Source organism: Geobacillus thermodenitrificans subsp. thermodenitrificans DSM 465 (assembly GCF_000496575.1).
In the GTDB taxonomy this organism is placed as follows: Bacteria; Bacillota; Bacilli; order Bacillales; family Anoxybacillaceae; genus Geobacillus; species Geobacillus thermodenitrificans.
Genome location: NZ_AYKT01000002.1, coordinates 399444 through 414696 on the forward strand (window position 1 = coordinate 399444; position 15253 = coordinate 414696).

Sequence of the window (15253 nt, forward strand, 5' to 3'; positions counted from 1 at the left end):
GATTGTGGAGGAATGACATGTGTGGGAAGCCATTTGGCAATATGAATTTTTACGCAATGCGTTTTTGGCCGGCATTTTGACCGGATTTGCCGCGCCGTTGCTCGGGGTGTTTATCGTTGTTCGGCGGTTGTCGCTCATCGCTGATGCGTTGAGCCATGTGGCGCTTGCCGGCATTGCCGCCGGACTGCTGATCGGAAAGTCAGTTTCAACTGCCGCCGGCTGGAATCCACTTTACATCGGAATGGGCTTTTCCGTTGCCGGTTCGCTGCTCATTGAGAAGTTGCGCGCTGTTTATCGCCATTATGAAGAACTTGCCATTCCAATTATTTTATCGGCAGGCATTGGTCTAAGTGTCATTTTGATTTCAATCGCTAACGGGTTTAACGCCGATTTGTTTTCCTATTTGTTTGGCAGCGTCAGCGCCGTGAGCAGCGATGATGTTTGGGCAGTGTTCGTGGTGGCTGTGATTGCCGCTGCCATTATTTTCGTGTTTTATAAGGAGCTATTTCTCCTTTCCTTTGATGAAGAATACGCCCGCGTCTCCGGCGTTCGCGCCAAGTTCATTCATTTTTTGTTTATTGTGCTTGTCGCCCTTGTCATCGCGTCATCAATGCGCATCGTCGGTGTGTTGCTCGTTTCTTCACTGATGACGCTGCCGGTGGCAGCGAGCATTCGCATCGCCAAAAGTTTTAAACAGGCGATCGTATTTTCCATTTTCTTCGGGGAGCTGTCGGTCATCATCGGGCTTTTGGCAGCGTATGAGCTCGATTGGGCACCGGGCGGGACGATCGTCATGCTGGCAGTCGCCATTTTGCTTCTCGTATTGGGATGGAAAAAATGGAAAAGGGGACGGTAGTGATGAAGATCGGCGAAGCGTTGCAGTTAATGAAAGAAAACGGATTTAAATATACTGAAAAACGAAAGCAAATGCTCGAGCTGTTTGCCGAGTGCGATAAATATTTGACAGCAAAAGAAGTGCTTGAAGCGCTTCGCCCGGCGTATCCAGGCTTAAGCTTTGACACGGTGTATCGCAATTTGTCACTCTTCGCTACGCTTGGCATTTTGGAAATGACTGAGCTGTCCGGAGAAAAGCATTTCCGCTTTGCCTGTGATGCCCGCCATCATCACCACCATTTTATTTGCATCCAGTGTGGAAAAACAAAGGAAATTGATGCGTGCCCGATGGACGGGATCGGCACAGAGCTCGATGGCTATGAGATTGCTGACCATAAATTTGAAATTTACGGCACGTGTCCGCAATGCCAAAAACCTCTCCCGATATAAGGCGGGAGAGGTTTTTTATGGCTGTAACCGCCGTTCTATTTCGCGCTTTGCTTCAAGCCAGTTTTTGACGCGGATAACGTTATCTGGAATCGGTCCTTGATTGTACGGGGTGTCGAACAAAATGACCGGGATGCCGCATTCTTCGCCAATGGCGCAGGCGTTGTCGTATTTGTCTTCAAAAAAAGCCGCGAGCTGATAGCGACGGACGGCGTCGATTTTATCATGTGATCCGATCAACTCAATATGATGGTAATGGACGCCATGCCGCTGAAACCAACGTTCAGTGAGCTCATACAAATGGCGGCCGCGAGCGCTAATGTAAAATAGCTCGTATTTGTCTTTCCAACTATCGATCACCTCAAGCGCATAACGGGCAAGCGGGGCGCGTTCATAAATCTCCGCTTCATTTTCCTCCATCCAGCGATCCATTTCCTCTTCCGTTACGTCGTACAGCGGTGCCAAATTGTACTGTGTAATGTCGCCTAATGTGAGCGGTTTGCCAAATGATTCGTTTAAGTATGGAATGAATGTGCTTGGACATGTTATGGTACCGTCAATGTCAATACCGAGGCGTTGTCGCTTCATCGCCTTATCCCCCTTTTAGAAAATATTCACACTGATAAAATGACGGCGGTTTCTCATACTAATAATGCTCCTTACTTTAGGAAAGCGAGGGAAGCATATGGCAGACAACCGCGAGCGCACGTATAATGAAAGTTACGTGCAATCGATCGGAAAAGAGGAACCAGAACGTCCTTTCATGGAAGAAACAGCGGCGGAGATCGCTGAGCCGATCCGTCGACGCGATGAGCGGAACGAAGAACGAGCAGGCGGCGCCGGGATTGGATGGACCGCTTTAGCGTTGTCCATTATCGCTTTGTTTATGTGGCCGATTTTGTTAGGAGCGGCCGGCATTATTGTCGGTTTTATCGCACGTCGGCGCGGCGCAGAGACGCTTGGAGCGTGGGCCATCGGGATCGGCGTTATCGCCATTCTCGTCCGCTTGTTCATTATGCCGTTTTATACGTAAAAAAAGCGAGGGTGTCCTCAAGCGAGGACGCCCTTTTTTGTTCTTTTGACCGTGTTTCGATTACTCCACGGCATTCCCTTTCAGAGCCGCTTCTTTTTCCTTTTGTTTCGCAAAATATTCCTCAGCCAGCTTGTCGATTTCTTTCTTCAATTCTTCGACCATCTGCTCTTCTGGCACTTTGCGGACAATTTTGCCGTGGCGGAACAACAGGCCTTCGCCACGGGCGCCGGCAATGCCGATATCGGCTTCGCGCGCTTCACCCGGTCCGTTGACGGCGCAACCAAGCACGGCAACTTTGATCGGTGCTTTAATTTTGGCGATATAGTCCTCGATTTCATTGGCGATGCTGATTAAATCGATCTCAATCCGTCCGCACGTCGGGCAGGAAATGAGCGTCGCCGCATTGGAGGCAAGCCCGAACGTTTTTAAAATTTCACGCGCTACTTTCACTTCTTCGACCGGATCGGCACTTAAGGAAATACGGATCGTATTGCCGATGCCTTTGCTTAAAATGGCACCGAGCCCGACCGCGCTTTTAATCGTACCGGAAAAGAGTGTTCCGGCCTCGGTAATGCCGACGTGAAGCGGATAGTCAAACGTGCGCGCCGCTTTTTCATATGCTTCAATGGCGAGACGCACATCGGACGCTTTTAACGAGACAATAATATCGTGAAAATCAAGCTCCTCTAAAATGCGGATATGGTATAAGGCGCTTTCCACCATGCCTTCGGCTGTAGGATATCCGTATTTTTCCAAAATGCGTTTCTCAAGCGACCCGGCGTTGACACCGATACGGATGGGCACGCCGCGTTCTTTTGCGGCTTTGACGACCGCCTCGACTTTCTCTCGGCGCCCAATATTGCCCGGGTTGATGCGAATTTTATCGACGCCGCCTTCGATCGCTTTTAACGCCAATTTATAGTCAAAGTGAATGTCGGCGACAAGCGGGATGTTAATTCGCTTTTTAATTTCTGGTATGGCATCAGCCGCCCGTTCGTCCGGACAGGCAACGCGGACGATTTGGCAGCCCGCTTCCTCAAGCCGGTGAATTTGGGCTACGGTCGCGTCGACATCGTGCGTTTTTGTCGTTGTCATGCTTTGGATAATGACTTCATTGTTGCCGCCGATCGTCAGCGACCCGACGCGGACTGGCCTTGTTTTTGAACGATGGATGATTTCACTCACGGAAATTCGCTCCTTTAAAAACGAGTGCTTTTCTGCACTAAGTTTATCAATAGTGATGGGCATTGACAAGAAATTCGCCACGTTTATTTTTCGTATATCGGAATTTTGTATGTTTTCCCGATTTGAAGAGCATTTGCTTTTGCTTCAGGATTTAGCCTTTCAAAGTCGCGAATCAATGTCTCAATGGAAACGGGGATCGGCCCTTGCTGTTCGCGTTCGGCAATCGATAAGAGCGTGTCGCCGGCTTTGATTTTGACCATCTTATAGGCGGGGATGCTTGTCCTCTCTTGAACAGCCAGAGGTTTCGATGACACTGGAAGTGTTCCGACCGTTAAATCTTTGTACGCAATATAGCCAACAAGGAAGACGATAAGCAACAGAAACCACTTTTTCATTGTATCCCCCAACGCTTTTTTTATGAAATGTATGCTTGTCCGTTCAAAATATGAGAGCTATTCCGTAAAACGTTACAAAATGTTCAGGCGGCGTTGAGATGGATTGACATAATGGAAGAGGAGACGAGGACAGTCATGAGGCAATCATTCGGAAAGATGAGCTAATGAGTTTATTTGTCAGTATTTGGCTCTCCTCAGTCGGGACGGTTAGCGCGATGTTGTATGTAAAAGCGAAACGTGAGACGATGCGTAGATCGGATTAAGATCGTTGGGCTCGGTCAAATGGTGGGGGGAAAGATATCGCACAGTTTGAAATGGACGGATAAAAAAAGCCGCCAAGGATAGGCTTGGCGGCTAACTGTTCGCCCGCGCGGCCGGCACTTCCTTAATGGCCAAAAAGAGGACAGCGAGCGAAACGAACCAATGAATAAATGTGCTGTAAGGCACGATCGTTTGAACAGTTTCCATCAAAGTAAAAAAGATGGTCGACAACGTAATGGCGTAAGCTGCCATGATCCATGTATGGCGGTAGCGAAGCTTTTTGTCTAACATGCCGGCAAAAAGGAGACCGAACAAGGCGAATACGCACACACCGATGAATTTCCCCAAACAGGCGAGCACGTATAAGACAAGACCGAAAAGTGGAATAAGCACGGGGAGAAGTGACTGCAAGCTGGTGATAAACGTATGCACATCTTCATCAGTGATGGTCACGTCGGGAAAAGTCGCATAGCTGTAATGCTGCGCTTGGTGGCTGGCGACGAGCACAGCTTCATGTTTCAACAAAGCGATGGCGTTTGGAAATCGCTCTACTTCCTCTCTCGTCACTTCACCCGTGCTGTCAAAAATGATTGTAAACCCGCCTTGGTCAATATGGATCGGTTCGGTTGCTGCTGACTGAAGCTCCCCGTTTTCAATCGAAAAGGGCGGGAGGTCGTTACGCAGCAAAGCGCTCGTTGTGCGAATGCTCTCGGCTAGTGACGTCGAAGCATAGTAAAAAGTCGGAAGAACGGATAAAAGCGTCAGTAAAAACAAATAGCCAATTGTTTTTCCAATCCCTTGAAATCGAAAACGAGCGATATCTTTTGGGGAATACAGACTTTTCCATAATTGGACAAATACGTTCATCATGGCCACACCTTTCCTTTTCTCCATTTTCCATTGTATATGTTGAGAAAAGGGAATTCAACTGTGAGTGCTTTCGGCCATCAGCAGACAAGCAAATTCATTGAAACATTGTGGTAATTTTGGTAAGCTAATTTTACATGGACGGCACTACGTCCGCATTACATAACAAAAGGAGGAGATTTGCATGCCATTTGAACTGCCGGCATTGCCGTATGCGTACGATGCGCTCGAGCCGCATATCGACAAAGAAACGATGACCATTCACCACACGAAGCATCATAACACGTACGTGACGAACTTAAATGCAGCGCTTGAAGGACACGCTGATTTGCAAAACAAATCGCTTGAAGAATTGCTCAGCAATTTGGAAGCCCTTCCTGAAAGCATTCGCACTGCAGTGCGCAACAACGGCGGCGGCCATGCGAACCATTCGCTGTTCTGGACGATTTTGTCTCCAAACGGCGGTGGTGAGCCGACAGGCGAACTGGCTGAAGCCATCAACAAAAAATTCGGCAGCTTTGCGGCGTTTAAAGACGAGTTTTCGAAAGCAGCTGCTGGCCGTTTTGGTTCCGGCTGGGCATGGCTTGTCGTCAACAACGGCGAGCTGGAAATTACGAGCACGCCGAACCAAGACTCGCCGATCATGGAAGGCAAAACGCCGATCCTCGGTTTGGACGTTTGGGAGCATGCTTACTACCTGAAATATCAAAACCGTCGTCCGGAATACATCGCGGCGTTCTGGAACGTCGTCAACTGGGACGAAGTAGCGAAACGATACAGCGAAGCGAAAGCAAAATAAGTAGATCCACGATGAAAAAAGCGGGGCGAATGAGTCGCCCCGTTTTTTTCATTAACTTAAAAGTGCATAGCAGCAGCGGAAATGGTCACACTACCGGATAGATGAAAAGGGGAGTTTGCGATGTCATTATTTGAAAAATTGACTGGCCAAGAACGGGTGGACCGTGATTTGCTGCTGCTTCTTTTTATCGGTGGGTTTTATTCGCTTGCTGTATCGCTGTCAAATACGTTTGTCAACATTTATTTATGGAAACAGACCGGTGATTTTCGAGACTTGGCGCTGTATAATTTGGCGGTCGTCATCATGCAGCCGCTGACGTTTATATTCGCCGGCCGGCTGGCGAAACAGATCGACCGCATTCTCATCCTACGGCTTGGGGTGTCGTGTTTAGCCGTTTTTTTTGTCACCGTTTTGCTTGTTGGTTCCCGCGCTCATCAATATTTGCTCTTTCTCGGCGCACTGTTGGGGATCGGCTATGGCTTTTATTGGCTGGCGTTTAACGTGTTGACATTTGAAATTACGGAACCGGAGACGCGCGACTTTTTTAACGGTTTCTTCGGAGTGCTGACATCATCAGCCGGCATGATCGGACCGATTGCCGCCGGTTATATGATCTCATCGCTCGCCGGTCTGAAAGGGTATACGCTCGTTTTCTCGCTGTCACTTGGCTTGTTTATTATCGCTGTACTGCTCAGCTTCTTTCTCAAACGTCGCACAGCGGCGGGAAAATATTTATTTGTTCGCATTTTAAAGGAACGCAATAAAAACCGGAACTGGCGGCTCATTACGAATGCGCACTTTTTTCAAGGATTGCGTGAAGGTTCGTTTGTGTTCGTCATTTCGGTGTTGGTGTATGTCACCTCGAACAGCGAATGGGCGCTTGGCAAGTATGGGCTCGTCAATTCATTTACATCGTTTGTCGCCTATTATGCGGTTTCCCGGCTGATGAAACGGGAATATCGGATGAAAGCCATTTTATTAGGTGGACTGTTGCTATATGCAGCCATTTTTCTTATTGTCTTTCAGCCGTCTTACCCCCGCTTGATTATTTATGCTGCCACGATCGCCATCGCTTACCCGCTTTTGCTCGTTCCGTATTCATCGTTAACGTTTGACGTGATAGGTAAAAGTTGGAAATCGGCAGAAGCGCGTGTTGAGTACATTGTCGTCCGCGAGCTGTTTTTGAACGTTGGGAGGGTGGCATCGATTTTAGCCTTTTTAGCGGCAATGGCACTCTTCGGGGAAAAGATCGGCATTCGCGTTCTCATGTTTGTGTGTGGGGCTGGACATTTGGTGATTTACTGGTTTGTCCGTCGCATTCGCTTCACGGATGGCCACCCGGAGCGGGATCGACAAGAGCCGCTTCTGCTTCGGACGAAACTGGCCGGCGAACGGGGCGGTCCGTCGGGGTAAAAGGGTTGCCCATGTTTTTCCCTAGCCATGCCTGCCTTTTTCTTTTACAATAGGGAGAGGGAAAGGAGGACCGGGGGATGAAACGGAAAAAGCGGGCGCAAGTACCGATTCGTTTAAACATTTTGTTTTTCTTTGTCTTTTTATTGTTTTCGGCGCTGATTTTACGCTTGGGCGTCGTGCAAATTGTGTATGGGGAGGATTACCGCCGCGAAGTGGAACGGACGCAGGATCAGATTGTCAGCACGCCGGTGCCACGCGGCAAAATTTACGATCGGTTCGGCCAGGTGATCGTCGATAATACGCCGCAAAAAGCGATTACGTACACGCGCTCAAAAACGACCCAACCGGAAGAAATATTGGAAGTGGCGAAAAAGCTCGCCCAATATATCGATATTCCAGATGCAGAAGAAAAAGTGACCGAGCGCGATATGAAAGACTATTGGATTTTGACTCACCCAGACGAGGCGAAAAAGAAAGTGAGCGAACGAGAACGAAAAGCGTTCGCTGATCAAGGGTTGACGCAAAAAGAGATTGACAAAAAAGTGTATGAGTGGACGCTCGATCGCATTACGAAGCAAGATCTAGAGCAAATTTCCAAAGCAGAACTTGAAGTGATCGCCATTAAGCATGAGATGGAAAGCGGTTATGCGCTGACGCCGCAAATAGTGAAAAGCAAAGGGGTGACTGACCGCGAATATGCGGTCGTCAGTGAGCATTTGAGCGAGCTGCCTGGTGTCAACACTACCGTTGACTGGGAGCGGAAGTACATCTATGACAACACGTTTCGCTCTGTGCTCGGAAGCGTGACAGAAGAAGATGAGGGCGTCCCGCGCGAGCGGCTCGACCACTTTTTAGCCCGCGATTACAGTCGCAACGACCGCGTCGGCAAAAGCTACTTGGAGATGCAGTATGAAGAAGTGCTGCACGGCAAAAAGGCGAAAGTAAAAAACATTGTTGACAAATCGGGCAACATCGTCTCGGTTGAGCAAGTGTCCCCAGGTGAGCGCGGCAAAGATCTCGTTTTGACGATCGATGCCGAGCTGCAGCAAAAAGTGGAACAAATTATCCAAGAAGAGATTTTGGCGACGAAGCGGAAAGGGCGTTCGCCACTGTTGGATCGGGCGTTCGTCGTCATGATGAATCCGAAAACAGGCGAAGTGCTGGCGATGGCCGGCAAACTGCTCCAAGACGGCAAGTTTGTTGACTTTGCCATCGGCAATATTACGTCAGCTTATGCGATGGGGTCGGCGGTGAAAGGGGCAACGGTGCTCACCGGCTTCCAAACGGGAGTGCTCCATCCGAATACGTATATTCGGGATGAGCCGCTGCATATTAAGGGAACTCCAGTTAAAAAATCTTGGAAAACGATGGGGACCATTAATGAGCTGACAGCTCTTAAGCAGTCATCGAACGTTTATATGTTTAAAACAGCGATCGCTATTGGCGGCGGTACATACCGTCCGAATCAATCGCTTAAGATCAATCCAGATGCATTTACGACGATTCGCCATTATTTCAGCCAATTCGGCTTGGGCGTGAAAACCGGCATCGATTTGCCGAACGAATTGGGCGGTTTCCAAGGCCAAAGTACGCGCGGCGGGTTTTTGCTTGACTTGTCGATCGGTCAGTATGACATGTATACGCCAATGCAGTTGGCACAATACGTCTCAACGATCGCCAACGGCGGCTACCGGATGAAGCCGCTCCTTGTCAAAGAAATCCGCGATCCGTCCATTGACGGAAAAACGCCTGGCCGGACTATTCAACAGTTTGAGCCGGTCGTCTTAAACCGCGTTGATATGAAGACTGAATACATTCAACGTGTGCAGGAAGGATTCCGCCGTGTCATGCAAGAGCCGGGCGGAACGGCGTATTCGTATTTCGCCAATGCTTCGTACAAGCCAGCCGGTAAAACAGGGACGGCCGAAGCGTTTTATGATGGGCCGATTAAAAGCCGACGCAATGATCCGACATACAATTTGACACTCGTCGGCTATGCACCGTATAACGACCCGCAAGTATCGTTCGCTATCGTTGTCCCATGGGCGACGCAGGGGGATAGCGATGGCATTAACAACCGGATCGGCCGTCGCATTTTAGATGCTTATTTTGACTTGAAGGCGAAACGAACGGCTGGGGAAACGACGGCTACTGATGCAGAGACAAACGAACAATGACCATTGAAGCTGATTCGATCAGGATATTTTCCGGTCGGATCGGCTTTTTTTTATTTTCTTGCTCGGCGAAAGAGCATTAGAACATGGGCGAATGGGGAGGTATTAAGGAGGGGGAACCGATCTGATGAAAACGATTGGAGTTTATATAATCTTAACATTCCGTTTAAACCTCGTTAATAGCCTTCACTTATGATAGGACATGTAAGAGAAAACGAATGGTGTAGGGGGAAAAACGATGAACAAATGGAAACGGCTCATGTTGTCCGGTGTGCTCAGCGGGATGATGGTGTTCGTTGCCGCCTGTGGCGGAGGGAACAAAGCAGGGGGAAATGATGCCGAAGGTGAGTCTGCATCGGAACTGTCAGGCGAAGTAATCATGGATGGCTCTTCGACTGTCTATCCGATTGCGGAGGCAGCCGCTGAAGAATATATGGCTGAACAGCCGAATGTGAAAGTGTCTGTCGGCATGTCGGGAACGGGCGGTGGATTTGAAAAATTCAGCAAAGGGGAAAGCGATTTTTCAAACGCTTCCCGTCCGATCAAAGAGGAAGAGAAACAAGCAGCCGCTGCCAACGACATCGAATTTCAAGAGTTTCAACTCGCTTATGATGGGCTTTCTGTCGTTGTCAATAAAGAAAACGACTGGGTTGACTACTTGACGGTAGATGAGCTGAAAAAAATGTGGACGGAAGACGGCAAGGAGAAAAAATGGTCGGATATCCGCTCGGGATGGCCGGATGAGGAAATTCAATTTTTCTCGCCTGGTCATGATTCCGGAACGTATGACTACTTTGATGAAGTGATTCTTGAAGGAAAAGAAATGGTCAAAACCGCTCAACTTTCTGAGGACGATAATATCCTCGTTCGTGGAGTCGAAGGGGATCGATACGCGATTGGTTACTTCGGCTATGCGTATTACTTGGAAAATAAAGATAAGCTGAAGATTGTGCCAATCGATGCCGGCAACGGTCCGATCGAGCCAACGAACGAGACGATTGAGACGGGAAAATATACTCCGCTTTCGCGTCCGCTATTTACGTATGTGAACGTCAAATCTTTGAAAGAAAAACCGCAAGTGTATGATTACATGGAGTTCTTGTTGGAAACAGCTGGGGATTTAGCCGAAGAAGTCGGTTATGTCCGCCTGCCGGAGGAAAAGTATAAGGAACAACTTGAAACGTTGCAAGGGTTGAAATAAGTTTCGTTAGGCCGGCGACAACGGATGTCTGTCGGCCTAGACTTGTGACTGCGGTTGGAATATGTCGGAAAGGAGTTTTCGATTTATGGGGATTCCAACGAATCAAGAACAGCCGTTCTCGGTGCGGGAGATGATTGTCGAAAATCAAAGGCGGCAACATTGGCCGAAAAGGATGGAAAAGATCGCGCCCAAGCTCCTTTTTACATTGGCGGCACTCTCCGTGCTCGTGACGCTTGGTATTTTGTTTACCCTTCTTTTTGAGACAATCGAATTTTTCCGCCGGGTATCGATCGTTGAGTTTGTCACGAGCAAAGAGTGGCTTCCGTGGAACGAGGAACACGGATCGTTCGGGGTGGCTCCGCTTGTGACCGGCACGTTGCTGACAACCGGTATCGCTATGCTTTTTGCTGTTCCGATTGGGCTCGCTTCGGCCATTTACTTGAGCGAGTACGCATCGGAGCGGACGCGGCGAATCATCAAACCGGCACTCGAAGTGCTTGCGGGCATTCCGACCATCGTTTACGGCTTTTTTGCCCTGACGATCGTAACGCCGTTATTGCAAAACGTCATTCCAGACCTAGAGATTTTTAATGCGCTCAGTCCGGGACTTGTGATGGGGATTATGATCATTCCGATGATTGCCTCGCTGTCGGAGGACGCGATGAGTGCCGTGCCGAATTCGATTCGCGAAGGCGCTCTTGCGCTTGGCGCGACAAAGCTCGAAGTGGCGCTTAAGGTCGTGCTTCCAGCCGCTGCTTCGGGAGTGATCGCTTCAGTGATTTTAGGCATTTCCCGGGCGGTTGGTGAAACGATGATCGTCGCGGTAGCCGGCGGATCGTCGCCGGAATTTACGTTTGATGTCACGAAGTCGATTCAAACATTGACGGCTTATATCGTCCAGGTGACAACGGGCGATGCCGGCTACGGGACAACGATTTATTACAGCATTTACGCGGTCGGGATGACACTCTTTCTTTTTACATTGGTGATGAATGTATTAGCGCAATACATTTCCCGTCGGTTTAGGGAGGAGTATTAAAAAATGGATAAACTGCTCGTTTCGAAGAGGATGAAAGGAAGGCTGGTGCAAAACGCCATCTTGCAAGCCATTTTCTTTTTCGCAACCGTTTTGGGGTTAATTGCTCTTATGTTGTTATTATCCCATGTCGTTATGCAGGCGATTGGCTGGCTGGATGGCGATTTTTTAAACAACTTTCCTTCACGTCGGCCGGAAGAGGCTGGGATGAAGTCCGGACTGATCGGCTCTCTTTGGCTGATGATGATCGTTGCACCGGTTTCGTTTATTTTAGGAGTCGGAACCGCCATTTACTTGGAAGAATACGCGCTCAAAAACCGATTTACCGCTTTTATTCAAACGAATATTTCCAATCTGACCGGTGTACCGTCGATTGTGTTTGGTTTGCTCGGATTGACGATTTTCGTCCGTGAGCTCGGGCTTGGGCGCAGTGTTCTCGCTGCCGGATTGACCATGAGTTTACTCGTTTTCCCAGTGATCGTCGTCGCTGCCCAAGAGGCGATCCGTGCGGTTCCTCAGCAGTTGCGGGAAGCTTCATATGCCATGGGAGCGACGAAATGGCAAACGATTTGCCGGGTTGTGCTGCCAGCGGCGCTGCCAGGGATGCTGACGGGGGCTATTTTGGCGCTTTCCCGTGCTGTCGGGGAAACCGCACCGCTTGTGGTGCTCGGAATTCCGACGTTTATCGCCTACCTGCCGAGCGGCGTGTTAGACACGTTTACCGTTATGCCGCTGCAAATTTATAACTGGACAGGGCGGCCGCAGGAAGAATTTCAACATGTGGCAGCCGCAGGAATTGTCGTCTTGCTCGGCTTTCTCATTATGATGAATTCGGTCGCAGTGTTGATTCGCAACAAATTTCAAAAGCGATTTTAATTTCATGAACGGGAAATGAGCGAAAGGAGACCGATAAGATGATGGCAACAAAAACAAAAGAAACAAAGGTTGCTCCCCTGACTGTCGGATCAACCGCGGCGATGCCGACGGCCGAGAGTGGCGAAGCGAAAGGAGTCGTGTACGAGACGAAAGATTTGAATTTATGGTATGGAGAGCACCATGCGCTAAAACATATTCATTTAACGATTTACGAAAATAAAGTGACAGCGATTATCGGGCCATCGGGATGCGGAAAATCGACCTATATTAAAACGTTGAACCGAATGGTTGAACTCGTGCCGAACGTCCGCATCGCCGGCCATCTTGCCTACCGCGGGCGCAATATTTTTGATCCGTCCTATCCAGTCGAACAGCTGCGGACACAAATCGGCATGGTGTTTCAAAAGCCAAACCCGTTTCCGAAATCGATTTACGACAATATTGCTTACGGTCCTCGTATTCACGGCATCCGCAATAAAAAAGTGCTCGATGAAATTGTCGAAAAAAGCTTGCGCGGGGCGGCGCTTTGGGATGAGGTAAAAGACCGGCTTCGCGATCATGCTTACGGTTTATCTGGAGGGCAGCAGCAACGCCTGTGCATCGCCCGCTGTTTGGCAATCGAACCGGACGTCATTTTAATGGATGAGCCGACTTCGGCGCTCGACCCGATTTCGACGCTAAAAATCGAAGAACTTATCCAAGAATTGAAAAAACAATACAGCATTATTATTGTGACCCATAACATGCAGCAGGCGGCGCGCATTTCAGACAAAACAGCATTTTTCTTGAACGGGGAAGTGATTGAGTACGCAGAGACGAGCAAGCTGTTTTCGAATCCTGCCGACCAGCGTACGGAAGATTACATTACCGGCCGTTTCGGGTAAAAACAAAGGAGGCAAGCAAAGAAATGCGTGAAACGTTTGCTGATGATTTACGGGCGTTGCATAACAAGTTGATCGAAATGGGACGGTTAACAGAAGTGGCATTGCAACAGGCGATTGAATCGTTTCAAACGCAAAACAAAAAGTTGGCGATGGCGGTCATTGACGGAGACGGTTCAATTGATAAGCTCGAGGAGGAAGTGAATGATTTCGCATTATGGCTCATTGCGAAACAGCAGCCGGTCGCGACTGATTTGCGCCGTATCGTCGCCGCAATCAAAATCGCGAGCGATATCGAACGAATCGCCGATTTTGCTGTGAATATCGCTAAGGCATGCATCCGCATCGGCGGCCAGCCGTTTGTGATTGATATTCGCCCGTTCGTGTTGATGCATCGCCTGGCCACAGACATGGTATCGACGGTGATTGCTGCGTACGATCAGGAAGATGTGTCGTTGGCTGCACAAATTGCCGATATGGACCATCAAGTCGATGAACAGTACGGAGAACTGATGAAGTCGTTGCTTGAGATGGAGAAAACGGACAAAGAGGCGCTGGCGCAAATGAACGTGCTTGCCCTCGTCGCTCGATATATGGAGCGGACGGCGGATCATGCGACCAATATTGCTGAACATCTCATTTACCTTGTCAAAGGGAAGCATTACGACTTGAATGACTGACAGTATAAATGTAAGGAGGCGTCCTGGTAGGCGCCTCCTTTTGGCTGAATTATGGGCTGGTAATGAGGCGGCTGATCGCCGCATAATCCATATCGCTGCGCACATTGTAGGCGCCGGGGCGGATCAAATGCGCCAGCCCACGCTTCTGCAAATAGTCATTGAACGAGCGAGCGCTGTCGATGATGTGGGCAGCCTCAAGCTCTTTGGCGAACGTTTCCGGCGTATCCCCTTTTTCAATCACAAGGCGGTACACATAAACGGTTTGCACCGATTGTTTCGGCGGCTGCTCGACCGACGCCTTCGATTGGGTGCTTAAGAGCTTGTCGTATTCGTCCTTCGTAACAGCGACGAGCTCATGTTGTTGAAGGTACGCCTTGACGTCCACATCGGTCGACTCAGGCGGAGGGGAAGTGTAATATGCGGCGCCGATAATCGACGTCGAAACAAGCAAGCCAAAGGCGAAAGAACGTATCGTCCGCTTTCTCATCGCTGCAATCTCCTTATCGTCCGCTCGACTTCAGGAACAGTCAAGCCGGTTTCTTGCGCGATCTCATCGAGAGGAAACCCTTGTTTATGTAAAAGCAAGACGCGTCGATCGGTCGCCGATAATGCTCCGCCACGGCGAGGTGAAGCTGAACGCCGGCGCTCGGGGATAAGCAGCTCTTCTTCAATGACTTGCAGTCGCTTTTTCATTTGGTACGTTTCTTGGGCGAGCGAAACGGTCAACTGCTCGATTTGTTCTTCGAGCGGTTTTAATTCGTCTTTGGCAAAAAACGAGATGATGAGCAAAAGAATCGATAAGACCGCTAAAGCGATGACTGCGTATTCTACCATTGTCCATCCCTCCTTTTTTCACTATATCATATCAATCTTTGTTTGTGGCCAGTCTTATTGAAAAAGATAAAATTTAGAGGTGGAAATCACCACAAAAAAATGCTATCATAGAAAGGTCTGATTATATAAAGCACGTTTGGAGGGAAAAAGATGCGCGTGAACATTACATTAGCATGCACAGAATGCGGCGAACGCAATTACATTTCGTCCAAAAATAAACGCAACAATCCAGAGCGTCTTGAGCTGAAAAAATATTGCCCGCGGGATCGCAAGGTCACGTTGCACCGTGAAACGAAGTAAGCAGTAGGAAGATCATTCCTGCTGCTTTTATCTTTAT

The 15253-nt window shown here is 49.1% G+C and carries 18 protein-coding genes; 12 read left to right on the forward strand and 6 right to left on the reverse strand.

The window, feature by feature from the left end:
- The first annotated feature begins 19 nt into the window (after positions 1–19).
- Entirely contained in the window at positions 20–856 is an 837-nt protein-coding gene (locus tag DSM465_RS0104435) for a metal ABC transporter permease (protein WP_029760707.1), read from the forward strand.
- A 2-nt stretch (positions 857–858) separates the two neighbouring features.
- Positions 859–1284 carry a Fur family transcriptional regulator gene (locus tag DSM465_RS0104440; RefSeq protein ID WP_029760708.1) on the forward strand — a complete coding sequence of 142 codons (426 nt, stop codon included), beginning with the start codon at positions 859–861 and terminating at the stop codon, positions 1282–1284.
- 15 nt (positions 1285–1299) lie between these two features.
- Here DSM465_RS0104440 and DSM465_RS0104445 read toward each other — a convergent pair whose 3' ends face one another.
- Positions 1300–1869: a nucleotidase gene (locus DSM465_RS0104445; protein ID WP_029760709.1), complete on the reverse strand. Its 570-nt coding sequence runs from the start codon at positions 1867–1869 to the stop codon at positions 1300–1302.
- Between the two features lie 97 nt (positions 1870–1966).
- Between DSM465_RS0104445 and DSM465_RS0104450 the strand changes: the two genes are divergently transcribed.
- The gene (locus DSM465_RS0104450) at positions 1967–2314 is read left to right on the forward strand and encodes a hypothetical protein (RefSeq protein ID WP_008879882.1); all 348 of its coding nucleotides are present in this window, start codon (positions 1967–1969) and stop codon (positions 2312–2314) included.
- 60 nt (positions 2315–2374) lie between these two features.
- On the opposite strand, the gene ispG is transcribed toward DSM465_RS0104450, so the two are convergent.
- The 3 genes from ispG to DSM465_RS0104465 form a co-directional block, all read right to left on the reverse strand.
- The gene (gene ispG, locus DSM465_RS0104455) at positions 2375–3499 is read right to left on the reverse strand and encodes a flavodoxin-dependent (E)-4-hydroxy-3-methylbut-2-enyl-diphosphate synthase (protein WP_008879881.1); all 1125 of its coding nucleotides are present in this window, start codon (positions 3497–3499) and stop codon (positions 2375–2377) included.
- 83 nt (positions 3500–3582) lie between these two features.
- On the reverse strand, positions 3583–3894 hold the full coding sequence (locus tag DSM465_RS0104460) for a type IV pilus assembly protein FimV (protein WP_029760710.1): 312 nt from the start codon (positions 3892–3894) through the stop codon (positions 3583–3585).
- Between the two features lie 354 nt (positions 3895–4248).
- Positions 4249–5022: a DUF1189 domain-containing protein gene (locus tag DSM465_RS0104465; RefSeq protein WP_011887820.1), complete on the reverse strand. Its 774-nt coding sequence runs from the start codon at positions 5020–5022 to the stop codon at positions 4249–4251.
- A gap of 184 nt (positions 5023–5206) precedes the next feature.
- Between DSM465_RS0104465 and sodA the strand changes: the two genes are divergently transcribed.
- The 8 genes from sodA to phoU all read left to right on the forward strand — a co-directional run bounded on the left by sodA (position 5207) and on the right by phoU (position 14082).
- Positions 5207–5821 (forward strand): superoxide dismutase SodA, encoded by a 615-nt coding sequence (gene sodA, locus DSM465_RS0104470; protein ID WP_008879878.1) that lies wholly within the window; start codon positions 5207–5209, stop codon positions 5819–5821.
- A 120-nt stretch (positions 5822–5941) separates the two neighbouring features.
- Positions 5942–7234, forward strand: coding sequence for an MFS transporter (locus DSM465_RS0104475; protein ID WP_029760712.1), 1293 nt, complete (start codon positions 5942–5944; stop codon positions 7232–7234).
- 77 nt (positions 7235–7311) lie between these two features.
- Positions 7312–9411, forward strand: a complete 2100-nt coding sequence (locus DSM465_RS0104480) for a peptidoglycan D,D-transpeptidase FtsI family protein (RefSeq protein WP_029760713.1) — start codon at positions 7312–7314, stop codon at positions 9409–9411.
- Between the two features lie 235 nt (positions 9412–9646).
- Positions 9647–10609: a PstS family phosphate ABC transporter substrate-binding protein gene (locus tag DSM465_RS0104490; RefSeq protein ID WP_029760714.1), complete on the forward strand. Its 963-nt coding sequence runs from the start codon at positions 9647–9649 to the stop codon at positions 10607–10609.
- Positions 10610–10694: 85 nt separating this feature from the next.
- Complete coding sequence (pstC, locus tag DSM465_RS0104495) at positions 10695–11648, forward strand: phosphate ABC transporter permease subunit PstC (RefSeq protein ID WP_011887818.1); 954 nt, start codon at positions 10695–10697, stop codon at positions 11646–11648.
- Between the two features lie 3 nt (positions 11649–11651).
- Positions 11652–12521 carry a phosphate ABC transporter permease PstA gene (gene pstA / locus DSM465_RS0104500; RefSeq protein ID WP_008879873.1) on the forward strand — a complete coding sequence of 290 codons (870 nt, stop codon included), beginning with the start codon at positions 11652–11654 and terminating at the stop codon, positions 12519–12521.
- Positions 12522–12622: 101 nt separating this feature from the next.
- The gene (pstB, locus tag DSM465_RS0104505) at positions 12623–13405 is read left to right on the forward strand and encodes a phosphate ABC transporter ATP-binding protein PstB (protein WP_029760715.1); all 783 of its coding nucleotides are present in this window, start codon (positions 12623–12625) and stop codon (positions 13403–13405) included.
- Between the two features lie 23 nt (positions 13406–13428).
- Positions 13429–14082, forward strand: coding sequence for a phosphate signaling complex protein PhoU (gene phoU / locus DSM465_RS0104510; protein WP_011887817.1), 654 nt, complete (start codon positions 13429–13431; stop codon positions 14080–14082).
- 49 nt (positions 14083–14131) lie between these two features.
- On the opposite strand, the gene DSM465_RS0104515 is transcribed toward phoU, so the two are convergent.
- Together DSM465_RS0104515 and DSM465_RS0104520 are read right to left on the reverse strand one after the other, a co-directional pair.
- The gene (locus DSM465_RS0104515) at positions 14132–14569 is read right to left on the reverse strand and encodes an aminodeoxychorismate lyase (RefSeq protein WP_011887816.1); all 438 of its coding nucleotides are present in this window, start codon (positions 14567–14569) and stop codon (positions 14132–14134) included.
- Positions 14566–14916, reverse strand: a complete 351-nt coding sequence (locus DSM465_RS0104520; RefSeq protein ID WP_011887815.1) for a sigma factor-like helix-turn-helix DNA-binding protein — start codon at positions 14914–14916, stop codon at positions 14566–14568. Before DSM465_RS0104520 ends, DSM465_RS0104515 begins: the two co-directional genes overlap by 4 nt.
- Before the next feature lie 150 nt (positions 14917–15066).
- Here DSM465_RS0104520 and rpmG point away from each other — a divergent pair, with 150 nt between their 5' ends.
- On the forward strand, positions 15067–15216 hold the full coding sequence (gene rpmG / locus DSM465_RS0104525; protein ID WP_008879868.1) for a 50S ribosomal protein L33: 150 nt from the start codon (positions 15067–15069) through the stop codon (positions 15214–15216).
- Positions 15217–15253 lie beyond the last annotated feature (37 nt).